We start from the raw sequence: 15,764 nt of genomic DNA on the forward strand, positions 1-15,764 counted from the left end.
TATGTCATATAAGATTTCTAAATTAAGTAAAATTTACTTCTTCTTCACTGCATTAATTTCTTTTGCTGTATAAAAGTTCTCGGTTGTATTTCCCCAAGAATTTGAAGTGTAATTCATTACATCTGCTATTTGCTTGTCTGTCAATCCTAATGGCAGCATAACTCCGTTGTATTTTTTACCGTTGACAAGTATTTCACCTTTCAATCCATATTTAATAGATCGAATGCTTTCTACAGTTTTGTCTTTTAACCAATCAGATCCTGCCAATGGAGGAAATGCACTTGGAACACCTTTTCCACTTGGTAAGTGACATTGTGCGCAAACATTGTTGTATACAGCTTTTCCTTTCTTTAAACTTACTTCTACTTCTTTTTTATCTACAGAAGCGAGTTGCGTAAAAGTAGATTTTTCTGTTGTTGCTTTCTTTGTTGTGGTTTCAACTTTTTCTGTTGTTTCAGTGGTTTCAGCTGTTTCTGTTTTTTCTACTTTTTTTACTGGCTTCTTTTTAGCAGTACTCGACACCATTCTAAATACACCTTCTGAGTCAACTCCTACATAAATATACCCATCTGGACCTTGACGAACCGATCGTACACGACCAATTCCTTCTAATAATTTTTCACGCTTGGCTACTTTTTCATCCTGCGTAAGCGTTAATAATTCCAAATATTGAAATTTTAAAGAACCAACCAATAGATGTCCTTTTAAATCTGGATATTTATCGCTAGTTACAAATGCCATTCCACTTGGCGCAATTGATGGAACCCAATAGTATAAAGGTTGTTCCATACCATCACGTGCTTTTTCGTCAGTAATAGTTGTTCCGCTATAATTGATTCCGTATGTGATCACTGGCCAGCCATAATTCACCGCTTTTTTTACAGGATTTATTTCGTCTCCACCACGTGGCCCATGTTCGTGCACCCAAATTTGTCCTGTGCGCGGATTTACAGCCATTCCTTGTGGGTTTCTGTGTCCGTATGAGAAAATAGCTTCCTTAGCATCTTTCTGACCTACAAACGGATTATCTGTTGGAATACGTCCATCATCGTGCAAACGATATACTTTTCCTCCATCTTTGGTAATATCTTGCGGATTTACATCACGCTTTCCACGATCGCCAATGGTAAAATACACATATCCATCTTTGTCAAACGCTATACGCGAACCAAAATGATGCGCCGTTTTTACATTTGGACTTCCTTGATATAACTTTTCAATCGATGTCAACGCATTGTCTACTAATTTTGCTCTGATTAACGCTGTATGACTTCCTTTTTCTTTTTTATCTACAATCGAATACGTGATATAAATCCAACCATTAGTTTCATAATTTGGGTGAATCATTACATCTAACAAACCACCTTGATTGCGCGCAAATACTTCTGGCACATTCTTCACCGATGTTTTTTGTCCGTCTTTTACATGATATAATTCTCCTGAACGATCAGTAACCAACATACTTCCATCTGGCAACCAAGTCATTCCCCACGGAACATCAATTCCATCCACGACCAATTCAGCTTTATAATCTTCTTGATCTTTCGTAATTTCTTCAGTAGTTTTAATCGACTTCAATGGAGTTTTTGCCGGCATTTTTGCTTTGGCAACTTCTTTTTGTTTTTGACCACATGAAATAAAGAGAAATGTGACTAAAATGAGGAAACTTATAGATTGTTTCATGGTATAGATAGTTAGTGTTTTTATAATTTATAGTTTACTTGAACGCCGCCATACATATTAAACGGTAATCCAGGATAAAAATAACGTGCATTTGTATCGTTTCCAAATGCATTTACTTGTAATTGTGATGTATATGCAGTATCAAATATATTGTTTGCACCAATTGATAGGTCGTAACTAAAGTGACTTCCAATTTTATTTTGATAGCCAATTTTACCATTTAAAAGTTCAAAAGCATCACTGTATACGGTATTTTCATCATTTGCAGGCATTTCTCCTACTGCTTGAAAATCGAGTCGTCCATAAAACCCGCTACGATCTGCCATTTCAATTCCTAAATTTACAACAGATTTTGGAACTCCTGTGAGGTCATTCCCAGAAAAATTTGCATTTGTTTCCGTAAATTCTTTGAAACTGAAATCGTTGATACTCACATTTGCATACGAATTGAGCGTGAAACTGTCACTTTTAAACACTTCATATCGAAGTGCCGCTTCAAGTCCGTTATGCGATGTTTTCCCTGCGTTTAGTGTGATATTTTGATCGGTTGCTGTTCTTCTATTGACTAATAAATCGCTCACAGCCATACTATAGATTGAAACCGAACCTGATAATTTTCTGTTTGTCGTATGGAATCGTGAACCGATTTCAAAATTCCAGCCGCGTTCTGCTTTTATCTCAGGATTGAACACGCCATCTGGTAATAAGGTTTCTTCCGTAGTTGGTGTAGAAAAACCATGCGCCACACTTCCAAATAAATTGAAATTACTTGAAACCGCATAGTTGACACCCAATTTTGGAGAAACAATCGCATCAAACGTAAAATCGTCTTCACTGCTTGAAGCATTCAATTGATCTTGAACCGTGTATTTTGTCTGATTTAAATGCAAGCCTAAACTAACAGATAGTTTTTTTCGTGTGTAAATCACTTCTGCAAACAGATTGAAATAGTTTCGGTTCTCATCAATATTAGACAAGATATCACCTGCGACACTTCCAGTTCCATCTGGAAAATCTTGATACAAATTGTCAAATTGTTTTGCGTTGTAATCATCAAAGAACAATTCGCCACCAACAGACCATTGTAAAGAACTATTCTCAAAGTTTTTCGTTGCTAATAAACGTGTGCGTACTCCAAAAGTCGTTGCTTTTTCTTCTAAAATATTGAACGGTCGTGGTTCGTAATTGTTATTAAAACTTGTAAATACGCTTGTTTTTTGTGTGTATGTTTCATTAAAATCATGACTCCAATTAATTCCGAAGAGTGTTTTCTTAAAATCTTCAAACCCGCGTGCATTTTTCCAAAAAGTGGCTGCGTTTCGTGGTGAGTTTTCGTAATCTTCACGATTTAATGAACTTGGAATAAATGCTTTTAGACTTGTATAGTTTCCGATAAATGTCAATTCATTTTTGTCATCAACCAACCAATTTGATGTAATTGTAGCAGTTGCTTTATCCAAAGAATTGTTATCGCGATATCCATCCGAATGTGTATTGCTATAAATCACGTTTACATTGGCTTTTTCGCCACCGTGCATTACTTTGGCAACGGTTCTAAACAAACCATAACTTCCTACAGTTGTAAACAAATCCGCGCTAGTTTCTTTGAATTTGGCAAATTCAGGATACAACAAGATTGTTCCACCTAAACCAACACCATAACTACTAGAAGAAGGTCCTTTGTGAATTTCCATTCGTGAAATAGCAGCTAATTCCAAATCTTCAATGGCAGATTCGCCATTTCCATCCGTTAAGGGAATATCAGCATAATACGCACGAATATTTGCAGTAGAAAATGGACTTCGTGCGCCAATACCTCTAATGGTAATTCTATTCGTATTTAGTGAACCACTTTGCATAAAAACACCTGGAACTCTGTTTAGAATAGGAGCTAATTGTACGGTATTTTCACTATTAATTTCACTTTCGGTCACAATAGCAACAGATTCTGTGGTTTGCTTTAATTTTTGTTGAATTGTAATTCCGTTTACAATCACTTCATCGAGTTCATTTGTTTTGGGAACTAATGTAATAATTGGGTCACCATCATCAGAATGCATACTATCTAAATACCCAACTCTGTAATACCCTTCTTTTGTTATTATTACATTATCTGCCGAAGACGACATAGGAACAACCGCTCCAAATACTCCTTTTTTATTTGTTAGCACTATTGCTTCAAAATTTGGGTGACGTATACTAACTACAGCATTTGCAATAGGAATGTTTGTAGATTGATCTATTACGGTTCCTTCAATATAATTCGTTGGAATAAATTCGTTAGATTTTTTATCTATTGTTAATCCTTTAATCCCAGCTTTATCTTGCGATTCATCAATAGGAATGAGTGTCGTGACTGAATCAAAATCATTTATTTTTATGACTGTTCTTTTTGCATGATATCCTTCTAAAGAAATCGATATTTCTTCTTCTAAAGACGTGAAAGGTATGGCTACAGAAAACTTTCCATCTTCAAACACACGTATTTTCAATGTAATTTGTGAATTGGAAAGTACTATTGTTGTATAATCTAACGGACGATTTGTTACTTGATTGATTAAAGTTCCTTGTACTCTTCCGTAAATAGGTTCTTGAGCCATCACGACATCTGTCACACTGAAAAATAATAAAAAAAGGATAAAGGTTGGTTGGAATTTTATTGGCACAGGGTTGGTTTTGAAATGTAAAAATAAACAGATTATTGATCTTTAGTCGTACGTTGGCGTAAAGTTAACATATCTTATTTGAATTGTGACACTCCTATAGAATACTGAGCTGCTAAACACTTGCTTTTATTTCCTTGAAGATTGTTTGTAAAGTTGTTACATTTGAGTAAAATAACTTCTGTATGCTCAATTTGTTTAGAAAGAAACGCGATAAAAGTTTAAAAGAAAATAATGTTCGAAAGTATGTGAAGTATGCTTTTGGCGAAATTATTCTTGTGATGGTTGGAATATTACTCGCGTTACAGGTGAATACTTGGAATGAAAAACGAAAAGGTCGGATCAAAGAAAAAGCCATTTTAAGTCAATTAAATAAAGAGTTTTCAAAGAATCTGGCTTCATTTATTCCTATAAAAGAAGCCCAATTGAGAACCTTTAATTCTGGACAGATAGTGTTTAGAAATTTAAAAAAAATGCACATTCCAGCTTGTAGAGATTCTGTATATCGATATGTACAAGGCATGTCTGGCGGTTATGCATATTATCCATCAAATGGTGTTGTAGAATCATTGATTAGTACTGGCGATATTAATTTAATTCAAAATGATACACTGCGCAATTATCTGGTATCGTGGAAAGATGAATTGAAAAATTATACAGAACGTGTGAATATAGACATCACACTTTGGTCGCATACACTTGAACCATACATAATTAATCATGGAAATCTTGTAGATTTAAAAAGTGAAGAAAATTTTAAACTCGTAGAAGATCGTGTATTTATCAATATACTGTTTCGCCAACAACACTACAATAGAAATATTGTAAGCGCTATTCAAAATGAAAATAGTATTGAAAATTATATGAAAGAAATCATTCGACTTTCAGAAGCAAAAAAATAAAAAAATGCAAGAGAAGTATCAGGAAACATTCAACACGTGGAATAAAATTGCTCAATTATATGAGGGCATTTTTATGGATTTAACGTTGTATAATGATACCTATACCATCTTCTCTGAAGCGATTAAAAAAAAAGATGCTTCTATTTTAGAAATTGGTTGCGGCCCCGGAAATATTACACAACATCTTTCTAAATTACTTCCTGATAGCAATATTCTTGCGACGGATGTTTCTCAAAATATGATCACGTTAGCACAAAAAAATAATCCTAAAGCGACTTGCGCAGTTATGGATTGTCGAAATATAACTCAGTTAGATCAACAATTTGATGGAATTATGTGCGGATTTATCATTCCTTATCTTTCAAAAAACGATTGCGCTAAGTTTATTACAGATTGTTATAATTTGCTCAGTGAAAATGGTATTTTATATCTGAGTTTTGTCGCAGGAAAGTATACAGATTCTGGCTTTATTTCAGGAAGTACAGGCGATCGAGCATATTTTTATTATCACGAATTAGAAACGATTCAAACAGCATTACAAGCAAATAATTTTCAAGTATTTTCCAGTGTAGAAAAAGAATACATAAAGTCTGATGGTTCGGTAGAAATTCACACAATTTTAAATGCAAAAAAGTAACTTATTTTTTAATAGTTTCATCTTTTTGAGGAATCTTAACTTCTGCATACGCTTTCTTAAGCATTTGAAAACCAAAGTAAATAGCAGTCATACTAATAATTAAAAGCAACACACCAGCAATTACAATTCCAAGTAGATAATTATCAGGGTCTTTAGCTTCTATTTTAGAAGTATCTTTAAATTTTTCAATGGTTGGAGGTATTTGTTCAAACAATGATATTGCTATAAATCCACCAACTGCCAATAACAAGAAACCAAGAATTTTCTTCATAATGCTCAAAGATAAAAAATTAATAGAACTTCCTATAAACTACGTTTTATGAATGCTGAACTTTCTATATCTTCGCAGCAATGAATACACTTGATATAAGAACCGTAAATGTGGTTCAGTATATAAAACCCTTACGTGAAGGCGGATCTCTTCCTGCCATTGTAAAAGCAGACGACGATTTTTTGTATGTACTAAAGTTTAGAGGCGCAGGACAAGGAAAGAAAGCGTTGATTTCTGAATTGATCGGCGGCGAATTGGCACGGGCAATTGGATTGAAAATTCCTGAATTGGTTTTTATGAATTTAGACGATTCTTTTAGTAAAACGGAACCTGATGAGGAAATTCAAGATTTACTAAAGTTTAGTGTCGGATTAAACTTAGGATTGCATTTTTTATCGAGTGCCATTACGTTTGATCCTTTGGTCACTACTGTAGATTCAATCACAGCTTCAAAAGTGGTTTTATTAGACAGTATCATCAGTAATATTGATAGAACAGTAAAAAACACCAACTTACTCCATTGGAATAATGAATTGTGGGTTATTGATAATGGTGCGAGTTTCTACTTTCATCACAATTGGACAACTTGGGAAAATCATCTTACACGTACGTTTCCACTCATAAAAGATCATGTATTGTTGGCGCAAGCAACGAAATTAAAGGAAGTTGCAGCAGAGTTTCAAACGCTGATTACAGAAGAAAAAATTACAGAAATCATTCATACCATTCCAGAAGATTGGTTGCAACACGAAGCAGATGATTTGTCTCCTGACGAGATGCGAAACGCGTATATTCAGTATTTAAAAGCTAAATTAGCTATGATTAATTCACTCGTAAAAGAAGCGGAAGATGCAAGATAAAGTGACATTCGAATACGCCATTATACGATTCATGCCCAAAGTTGAGCGTGAAGAATTCTTCAATATTGGAGTAATTGTATTCTCGAAACGAAAAAAGTTTCTAGCGCTAAAATATCATGTAGACGCTAAAAAACTGGCTGCATTTTCATGCGAAATTACAAGCGATGAATTAAATACCTATCTCCATGCTTGGGAAAATATCTGCAAAGGTGCACCACACGGTGGAAAAATAGGAACTTTTGAACGTTCTGATCGTTTTCGTTGGCTGGCAGCTTCCAAAAGTACCATGATTCTCTGCTCGCCTACACATGCTGGTTTGTGTGATGATCCGCAGCGAGAATTGGACGATATTTTTGAGAAGTATGTGTTGTGATTTTAGGTGTTGGGTCTTAGGTTTTGGGTCTTAGGTTTTGGGTGTTGGTTTATGGTTTCTAATAAAAATACTTTTCCATTTAAAATTTAGCATTCAATATTTATAATTTAATTTTCGTTATCCGCATTCGTCATTTTGTCTTTTGTCGATTTGTATATTCGTTATAAACCTAACATTTTCAAAGCGTCACTTCGAGTAATTTTTGAAAAAATTGTATCGAAAAGTACTTTTATTTTGGTTTCTGGTAAAAATACTTTTCCATTTAAAATTTAGAATTCAACATTTATAATTTAATTTTCGTTAATCGCACAAACATATTCTACAAATACTAGAACAAACTTAACACTTGACACCGTAAACCATACGAATACTATTTTACTATATTTCCAAAGATGTAATCCGATTACTTTTAGTCTTTATTACTAAAATACTAATCATGAAAAATCAAATACACATCTTACTATTATTATTCTTTGTAACCTATGGTTATTCTCAAGATGAGCCGATTAATTATCCAAATTTTGTCGGACAAGACTTTACTTTTATTAAAAAAAATAAAGATTGGATCATCTTAGACCAAGTTTCTGGACATCTCAATGATGATCTAAGAAAAGATATGGCGCTCGTGCTAGAATCTAAAGATTATGTAAATGAGAAAAGGTGCGATGATTGCGATATTAGTAAAAGCAAAGCAAGAATTGTATTGGTCTTATTATATAATAAAGGAAAACAGATTGTACATACACAAAATAATGATTTTATACCAAGAGCAAATGAAGGTCATAAAGAATTAGATATAGAACCAATCATTGTTATTGAAAATAATGAATTCATCATCTTCCAACAATATACTCGCTCTTTTTTTTCATATAAGTTCAAACTTCAAGATACTAAACTGAATATTGTTCGTGCCACAGTTGTACAGTCTTCCATTAGCATAGTAGAATCTGACAAGTATGATTTTACGAAAGGCATTGTGACCAGAAAAACGAGTCCTATTTCTTCAAAAGAAGAAAGCATAAAAATTGTCAAATTAAAAGTGAAACCTAAAGCACTATCTGAATTTAAGCAAATGCATGATTGGAAAATTGCTGAGTATTTTTATTTATAATTAGTATCTTGGTGGAGAAAGTAGTAATTACTAAAAACTACAGTATGTTATCATGAAAAGACAGATCCTTTTATTCACCGTGTTTTTCAATACATTTGTGATACTGGCACAAGAAAAACCTACGGAATATCCTGATTTTATTGGGCAAGAACTTACTACTATTGAGAAAAATGAACATTGGTCTGTAATTGAGAAAGTAACTGGCGACTTAAACAAAGATGGAAAAGATGATGTTGCAATTGTGATAGAATCAAAAGAAGACTTTATAGAAATTCGATGTACAGATTGTCCAACTTCTCTAAGCAAAGCGCGCATTGTGCTTGTATTTTTACATGAAGATGATACACTTAAAGTACATACGCAAAACAATGTGTTTATTCCAAGATCGGATGAAGGCGGCATGTCTTCCATGATAGAACCTGAACTTATTGTTAAAGCCAATCAATTGATTATTTCACAGCAATATACACGTTCTGATGTTCGATATGTATTTGAACTTCAAGAAAATCAATTTATGATGATATTTTCGGAAAGTAATAGTGTACACGCTGCTTCTGGAGATACTGAAACTTGTGTGTTCGACTTTACAAAGAATGAAATTGTCATTACCAAAGGAAATATTTCGAATGAAGAAGAAGTGTTAGATAATGAGGAAGAAGGCACAAAAGATAAAACAACTGTTATTAAATTTGATAAAAAAGCGAAATCACTTTCTGAATTTGGAATCATGCACGAATGGGAAATTGCAGAATATCGATATTTATAAATACATATTTACGCACTAAAAAAAAGCGTTGTAATAATGAAAAAGAAACTCCAAATTTCACACTCTCTCCTACTTTGTCTATTCGCAAACATGCTAGTTGCACAAACAGATTGGGATGCAAAAATAAAGCAAGAACTTCCAACTATTTTAGAGAAACACCGCGAATTGGTCAGCATTCCAAATGTAGCTTCCGACGAAGCAAACATGATGAAAAATGTGGATTGGGTTACTACTGCTTTTGAAAAATTAAACTTTGAGGTTTCTGTCTTAAAAACGTCTACGCTACCTGTATTTTTTGCTGAAAAGCAGGTAAATCCAAAAGCAAAAACGATTTTATTCTATTTACATTTAGATGGTCAGGCGGTCAATCCACAGAAGTGGAATCAAAAAGATCCGTTTCGTCCTGTGTTAAAAGAACAAGATGATGATGGCGTTTGGCAAATTATCAACTGGTCACGCATCAAAACACATATTGATCCTGATTGGCGTGTATTTGGTCGCGCTGCAGCGGATGATAAAGCTCCAATAATCATGATGTTGTCTGCATTAGAGTTTCTTCAGAAGCAACAACAAGAATTACAATACAATGTAAAAATCATTCTCGATTTACAAGAAGAAACACGTTCCAAAGGTTTTTTAAGTACGCTTGAAACCTATAAAAATAAATACGCTGCCGATTATATGATTATTATGGACGGACCAGCGCATCCAACAAATAAACCAACTTTGACTTTTGGCTGTCGCGGAATAGCAACCTGTAATATTAACATTTACGGAGCCAAATTACCGCAGCACAGCGGACATTACGGAAATTATGCGCCAAATCCTGTATTTAGAATGTCGCATTTGCTAGCAAGCATGAAAGATGATACAGGAAAAGTGGTTATTGATGGTTTTTATGATGGAATTACCTTAGATAAAGAAACACAAGAATTGATAGCACAGGTTCCTGATGATAATGTTCAGATTCAGAAAAGTTTAGGAATTTCAAAACCTGATAATGTTGGAAAAAACTATCAAGAAGCATTGCAATATCCATCGTTGAATGTGCGTCATATTGAAACGTCATGGAAAGGTCCAGGTTTAAAAACTATCATTCCAGAAATTGTAACTGCGTATTTGGATGTTCGTTTGGTAAAAGAAACTGATGGAGAAGCACAATTACAAAAAGTAATCAAACATATTGAAGCACAAGGATATTTAGTCTTAGATCGCAAACCAACAGATGCAGAACGTTTGAAACATGCCAAAATAGCAACTATTAGTACAAACGCTGGTGTAAACGCTTTTAGAACGGATATCAATTCGTTTATTGGTAAAAAGTTACGTACAACGATTTCGAATGAATTTGGCAACGATCCAATCATGATTAGAACCATGGGCGGAACAGTTCCAATTACGCCAGCAATACAAGTATTGGACATTCCTGCGATTATTGTTCCGATGGTAAATATGGACAACAATCAGCACAATCCGAACGAGAATATTCGCATTGGAAATATTTCACAAGGAATTAAAATTTGTTTGGCTATTTTGTCGATGAAATTATGATTTAGACTTGCTTGTGCTCTTAGATTTTTAGACTTTTAGAATTGTTAGATTCGCCACATTTGACACAATCAAATACCTATTACCTAATACCTAATACCTAAATATAAAAAACATCTCAATACGAACTCATGGCAAGAACAGAATACCGTATATATGTAGTAGAGCTTTCGAAAAAAGTGTTTACAGAAAATACTAAGTTTCGTTTGGCGAATCCGCAGTTTAATGGTGTGTTAGAATGTTTGTATGTGGGAATGACGAGTAAAACACCGAAAGAACGTTTTGAACAGCACAAAACAGGATATCGTAATAAAAAAGGGCACAAACTCTCTTCTAATATTGTAGAAAAATACGGTTTGTATTTACGTCCTAGTTTGTACAATCATATTGATCCGTTACCTACGCGCTACCAAGCTTTACAAGCTGAAAAGTTTATCGCTTTAGAATTACGCAGAAAACGCTATGCTGTTTGGTTTAATTGATTCTTTAAGTTCGTATATATAAACCATATTTTATAAAAAGTATCTTTGTTTAAGATTTATTAGACATAATTCATAACCATGAAAAATATAATTCAAATTTTACTCATCATATTCGTATTTAGCAGTTGTGCCAATGAAACAAAAAAGTCAACTACAAAAGCAGCAGAAACCACAAAAACGACTACGAAAGTTGCTATAAAAGATGTTTCAGAAATTGACTATCCTTTAGACAGTCTATTATCATTTGATTCGGAAGAAGCGCTTAAAAAAGTATACGGAAAACATGTAAAACGATCTGTTGGGTATTATCCTGAAGGAATGGGCGAATATAAAATGACCTTGTTATTTCCTGATTCAAAAAATCAAGTGGAATTTGTATGGGAAGACGATTCATTACAAATCAACAAACTTCAATACATACGAATTCTTACTAAAGATACAGATTGGAAAACCAAAGAAGGAATTACCATTGGAACCTCAATGAAAGAACTTGAAGTCCTCAATAAAAAATCATTTGCGTTTTTTGGATTTGAATGGGATTATTCAGGTAGTATTGATTGGAAAGATGGAGCACTTTCAAAACGTAATATTTATGGAAATTTGGCATTGCCAGACGACGCAATGATGAATAACTTTATGGATTTATTAGGCGATGTTACTATTGAAACTTCTTCGGAAAGTGCTCAAAAAGCAAAACCAATTCTTCGCGAAATTGTAATGAAACGGGCGAATTAACATAGAAAAAGTAGGTTTAAAATAACTCTTATTATAGCATTAACTTATCAATTAAAAATTCGTGTTACTTTAGTATTCGATTCAAAATTCATACATTTAGAATACTAAAGCGCTATTATTTACCCGATAAAAAGTCTGTAATGCTAAAAAAAATAATCATTTTAAGTTGTCTAGTTTTAAGCACAAATCTTTTTGCTCAAAACTATAATGAACAATTTACTGAAATTTGCGAAAAAGGAAAAATTAGCGAATCCAAAGACTTTTTAGAGAATTGGGAGAAAGCTGAACCGAATAATCCAGAAATGTTTGTCGCGCTTTTTAATTATTATTTGGTTCAAAGTAAAGCGAAATTTGATGGACCCAAATTTTTAGGAGGAACAATCATTGCTACGGATAATGATTCTATCTCTGTCTCTGAGGTTTTAAAATCTGTTAATAAAAGTGATTCATTATTTATACTTTCTCAAAAATATCTATCGAAAGGAATTTCCATCAATAAGGATAGACTTGATATGTATATTGGTCGTTCAACAACCTTACTAGAAAAGGCTATAAATACTGAATTTATAACATCTGTAAAATCTATTGTTAAAAGAAATAGCGTAAATAGCGGAAAATGGTTATGGTCCAACAATGAGCCTATTAAAAAGACGGAAGATGAATTTGTAGGTATGATTCAATCATATATAAATGCAATGTTTCAGGCTTCTAATCCTGATATTAGCGAAGTTTTAAATATTTCAAAATTAGCACTAGAAACCTATCCAACAAATTATATTTTACTTTCAAACATAGGTGTCTGCATGTTAGAGTTGGGCAAGTATCAAGAAGCTATTCCATTTTTTGAAAAAGGATTAAAATCAAATCCAAAAGACATGATTTTGAGATTGAATTTAGCTGATGCGTATGTACAATTAAAACAAATATCGAAAGCGAAAGAATACTATAATTATGTTATTGAAAATGGTGATGAACGATTCTCAGGATATGCCAAAGACATTTTGAAAGAAATAGAATGATTTTTAGTTTTATTTTAAAAGCTATAAATTCGTGATAACATTCTGCTGAATACTTATAAGAAATCTGTTCTCTGTAACAGTTATTAAACAAATCAAAAACATCTCAAAATGAAAGAAGTTGCAATACAATTTGGGCAATCGTTAGATGCTGATGCATTTGATGTAACCATGAAACTACTCAGTCAAGATTGTAAATATGTTATTGGAGAAGATGTTCTTATTGGTCCAAAAGATATTTGTCAGTCCTACGAGCAAAACATGATTGAAGGCAGAAAGAAACTTGATGAACTAGAATGGGGAAAAAGTAACATTGAAACCATCAATGATGCTGAATACTATGTGCATTTCACAGATTATCTAACGCATAAAGGCGAAAAATATACACATCGTTGCAAACAGAAACTACATGTAAACACAGACGGACTCATAGACAGTATCGTGCATATTCATGACCAAGAAGAACAAGATCGCTTGAATGCGTATTACAGAAAAGTAGGTTTATTGTAAACAATTCAGTGCATAACTCACAAAATATTCATTGCTTACTAGTTATGAATTAGCTATCTTTAAAATCAACTTAAAAATTTTAATTATGGGATTACTCTATTCTTTATTAGTTGGTGGCGTTGCTGGTTGGCTCGCTGGAAAAATGATGAAAGGCGGCGGATTTGGTATCATACTCAATATCATATTAGGTCTTATTGGAGGTATTGTTGCTGGTTGGTTATTTAAAGAATTAAATATCAATTGGTTTAATGGTATCAATAGCATTCTCGCAGACATTTTAAAAGGTGCAATTGGAGCTTCTGTAGTGTTGTTTGTGGCAAATCTTTTTAAGAAGTAATCATTTTAAATACTTATACTTCATGGTACAATATTTGGTGCATTACTATTGAAACCGAAATACAAAAACATGAAACGCTTTACCAACATCATTTTAATTTTAGTTTGCATTCTCTGCATAGCTTGCGATAAACAACAAGAAAAAATTGTTGCAAGCAATACAGCAATTGTTGAAACTTCGAAAGTAATTGTGCCAAAAACGGTACAAACATCAGAAAAATTTGAAACAGATAAAATTGTAGATAGCTATTATGTAGACTCATTTTATACCTATTTAAAAAGTGGATTTGCCTTGAAAGCAGAGAAACCTTCAGTTGATTTTGGTCTATATACGTTTGATTTTAAAAAAGATGGGACTATCATTTTTAAAGACCTAACTAAATTTTACGGTTGCGGCAATGGTGTTTTACATATCCGAAAAGGAACTTGGAGTGTCAAAGATAATGGAATGTATACGCTGACATTTGATGGAGAATATGCGTTTGAACATAAATTTCATACCGAATCTGAATATACGTTTAAAAAGCTCAAAAACGGAAATATTTACCTGAAACTTCACAAAGTGATTGCCCATGAAAAGAATCAAAATTGGGATCACTAATCTGAAAATATCACATAACAATAAAAACCAATATCAAAACTTAATCAATAAGCAGTGATATTGGTTTTTAGATACATATAACTTACAGTTCCATACTTTTGTATGTAATAGGAAGTTCTTCTTGTTGTTCTCCTCTGAAGTTAAATCCTCCTATACCATCACCATCAGCTTCTAAAGCCATATTTGCGCTGAAAGGAAAATTTAATGGTGTTAATGGGTTATGAGATGGAAGGTCTCCATGTATAGAAACTACCTTGTCAAACTTTCCAAAACCTGTTGGGTAAAGTGTTCCTGTTACATTTCCTTTATATGGTTTATCTTCAGGATTTCCTAACGTAACTTCTACACTTCCGTGAACTTGACGATCTGAACCAGCTGTTAAATTGAATTTAATAATTGCTGAGTTTAAGTTTACAGTACTTCCCATAGTACCTCTGATTATTTGTGTTGACATAATGATTTAATTTAAATGTTGTTCCTACTCTATTAAAAAATGGCTTTTCGGATTTCGCCTCTGCAATCATACTAATGGTAGCTACTCTGTTTGATTTATTTCTTTATGATTACATTACAAATGTCGTTCGATACACAAATATTTTTGAGGTAGAAAATACGTACTTTGCTAAAAACGTTGAAATTGTATATCGTACAGGTATTAGTACGCAATTCAGTTTTTAAGTATGTATGTGTTGATCAATTTTGGTTTACAATCCGCTATAGTTTACATTTGATCAACCTATAAAAATTATACGATAAAACATGAGAAATTATCTTGCAATTATTTCATTATTCTTGTGTATTTCCTGCGCGAATAAAGAAGTAGAAATTCAGGAAAGAGCTTTTAACCTCTTAAAAAGCTTGGATACCCTAAAATTTGATGGTTTTTTAAATTCTTATTATTCTTTGAAAGCCTATAAAAATCAAGCTATTAGAGATAATATTGCTAAAAACTATAAAGATGAAATTCTTGCTATAACTGACTCTGAATGGGAATATTACAGAAAAAAAGATTATAACAACTTCTTAAATCAAGCTGCAAATCATCAAATTGTTTGGAAAAATATTGAGCTTGAAGAATTTCACTATACAGAGAATATATCTTATGGAATGAAATGTTTAGATGGAACTATTTTCTTTAGTTATAAAAATGAACTTTATGAAGCTAGAGTCTACACCATTGATGATGGCAGTAAATATCAAATTTTTACTTTTAGAATGTAATTAAAAAAAGATACTAAATTAAGTTTAATATCACGAAAGAACATTTTTA

18 protein-coding genes are annotated in these 15,764 nt (G+C 32.9%); 14 read left to right on the top strand and 4 right to left on the bottom strand.

All coding sequences use genetic code 11. From position 1 onward, the window contains the following. Window positions 1-33 precede the first annotated feature (33 nt). On the bottom strand, window positions 34-1,683 hold the full coding sequence (locus ACRBBL_RS07710; RefSeq protein WP_431368452.1) for a PQQ-dependent sugar dehydrogenase: 1,650 nt from the start codon (window positions 1,681-1,683) through the stop codon (window positions 34-36). Window positions 1,684-1,703: 20 nt separating this feature from the next. Beyond that, window positions 1,704-4,349, bottom strand: coding sequence for a TonB-dependent receptor family protein (locus tag ACRBBL_RS07715; protein ID WP_431368453.1), 2,646 nt, complete (start codon window positions 4,347-4,349; stop codon window positions 1,704-1,706). 182 nt (window positions 4,350-4,531) lie between these two features. On the opposite strand from ACRBBL_RS07715, the gene ACRBBL_RS07720 reads away from it, so the two are divergent. Then, window positions 4,532-5,248 (top strand): DUF6090 family protein, encoded by a 717-nt coding sequence (locus tag ACRBBL_RS07720; protein ID WP_431368454.1) that lies wholly within the window; start codon window positions 4,532-4,534, stop codon window positions 5,246-5,248. 4 nt (window positions 5,249-5,252) lie between these two features. Continuing rightward, a complete protein-coding gene (locus tag ACRBBL_RS07725) occupies window positions 5,253-5,885 on the top strand; it encodes a class I SAM-dependent DNA methyltransferase (RefSeq protein WP_431368455.1) in 633 nt (210 codons plus the stop codon). Window position 5,886: 1 nt separating this feature from the next. Here the strand turns inward: ACRBBL_RS07725 and ACRBBL_RS07730 are convergent, their stop codons facing one another. Then, entirely contained in the window at window positions 5,887-6,156 is a 270-nt protein-coding gene (locus ACRBBL_RS07730; RefSeq protein WP_431368456.1) for a hypothetical protein, read from the bottom strand. A gap of 80 nt (window positions 6,157-6,236) precedes the next feature. Here ACRBBL_RS07730 and ACRBBL_RS07735 point away from each other — a divergent pair, with 80 nt between their 5' ends. From ACRBBL_RS07735 to ACRBBL_RS07785, 11 genes are all read left to right on the top strand, one after another. Further along, window positions 6,237-7,016, top strand: a complete 780-nt coding sequence (locus tag ACRBBL_RS07735; protein ID WP_431368457.1) for a HipA family kinase — start codon at window positions 6,237-6,239, stop codon at window positions 7,014-7,016. Continuing rightward, entirely contained in the window at window positions 7,006-7,389 is a 384-nt protein-coding gene (locus tag ACRBBL_RS07740; RefSeq protein ID WP_431368458.1) for a DUF3037 domain-containing protein, read from the top strand. The genes ACRBBL_RS07735 and ACRBBL_RS07740 overlap by 11 nt, the downstream gene beginning before the upstream one ends. Window positions 7,390-7,825: 436 nt before the next feature. Further along, window positions 7,826-8,500, top strand: a complete 675-nt coding sequence (locus ACRBBL_RS07745; protein WP_431368459.1) for a hypothetical protein — start codon at window positions 7,826-7,828, stop codon at window positions 8,498-8,500. 52 nt (window positions 8,501-8,552) lie between these two features. Then, window positions 8,553-9,266, top strand: coding sequence for a hypothetical protein (locus ACRBBL_RS07750; RefSeq protein WP_431368460.1), 714 nt, complete (start codon window positions 8,553-8,555; stop codon window positions 9,264-9,266). Window positions 9,267-9,302: 36 nt separating this feature from the next. Then, entirely contained in the window at window positions 9,303-10,817 is a 1,515-nt protein-coding gene (locus ACRBBL_RS07755; protein ID WP_431368461.1) for a M20/M25/M40 family metallo-hydrolase, read from the top strand. A gap of 128 nt (window positions 10,818-10,945) precedes the next feature. Beyond that, window positions 10,946-11,296, top strand: a complete 351-nt coding sequence (locus ACRBBL_RS07760) for a ribose-5-phosphate isomerase (protein ID WP_431368462.1) — start codon at window positions 10,946-10,948, stop codon at window positions 11,294-11,296. A gap of 78 nt (window positions 11,297-11,374) precedes the next feature. Beyond that, a complete protein-coding gene (locus tag ACRBBL_RS07765) occupies window positions 11,375-12,031 on the top strand; it encodes a hypothetical protein (RefSeq protein WP_431368463.1) in 657 nt (218 codons plus the stop codon). Window positions 12,032-12,171: 140 nt separating this feature from the next. Then, window positions 12,172-13,050, top strand: coding sequence for a tetratricopeptide repeat protein (locus ACRBBL_RS07770; protein ID WP_431368464.1), 879 nt, complete (start codon window positions 12,172-12,174; stop codon window positions 13,048-13,050). 108 nt (window positions 13,051-13,158) lie between these two features. Beyond that, on the top strand, window positions 13,159-13,557 hold the full coding sequence (locus tag ACRBBL_RS07775) for a hypothetical protein (protein ID WP_431368465.1): 399 nt from the start codon (window positions 13,159-13,161) through the stop codon (window positions 13,555-13,557). An 85-nt stretch (window positions 13,558-13,642) separates the two neighbouring features. After that, a complete protein-coding gene (locus ACRBBL_RS07780; RefSeq protein ID WP_431368466.1) occupies window positions 13,643-13,894 on the top strand; it encodes a GlsB/YeaQ/YmgE family stress response membrane protein in 252 nt (83 codons plus the stop codon). Window positions 13,895-13,963: 69 nt separating this feature from the next. Further along, window positions 13,964-14,494, top strand: coding sequence for a hypothetical protein (locus ACRBBL_RS07785; RefSeq protein WP_431368467.1), 531 nt, complete (start codon window positions 13,964-13,966; stop codon window positions 14,492-14,494). A gap of 82 nt (window positions 14,495-14,576) precedes the next feature. Here the strand turns inward: ACRBBL_RS07785 and ACRBBL_RS07790 are convergent, their stop codons facing one another. Further along, the gene (locus ACRBBL_RS07790; protein WP_431368468.1) at window positions 14,577-14,948 is read right to left on the bottom strand and encodes a DUF1842 domain-containing protein; all 372 of its coding nucleotides are present in this window, start codon (window positions 14,946-14,948) and stop codon (window positions 14,577-14,579) included. A gap of 305 nt (window positions 14,949-15,253) precedes the next feature. Between ACRBBL_RS07790 and ACRBBL_RS07795 the strand changes: the two genes are divergently transcribed. Then, a complete protein-coding gene (locus ACRBBL_RS07795) occupies window positions 15,254-15,715 on the top strand; it encodes a hypothetical protein (RefSeq protein WP_431368469.1) in 462 nt (153 codons plus the stop codon). Window positions 15,716-15,764 lie beyond the last annotated feature (49 nt).

This window comes from Kordia sp. (assembly GCF_050633145.1).
Lineage (GTDB): Bacteria > Bacteroidota > Bacteroidia > Flavobacteriales > Flavobacteriaceae > Kordia.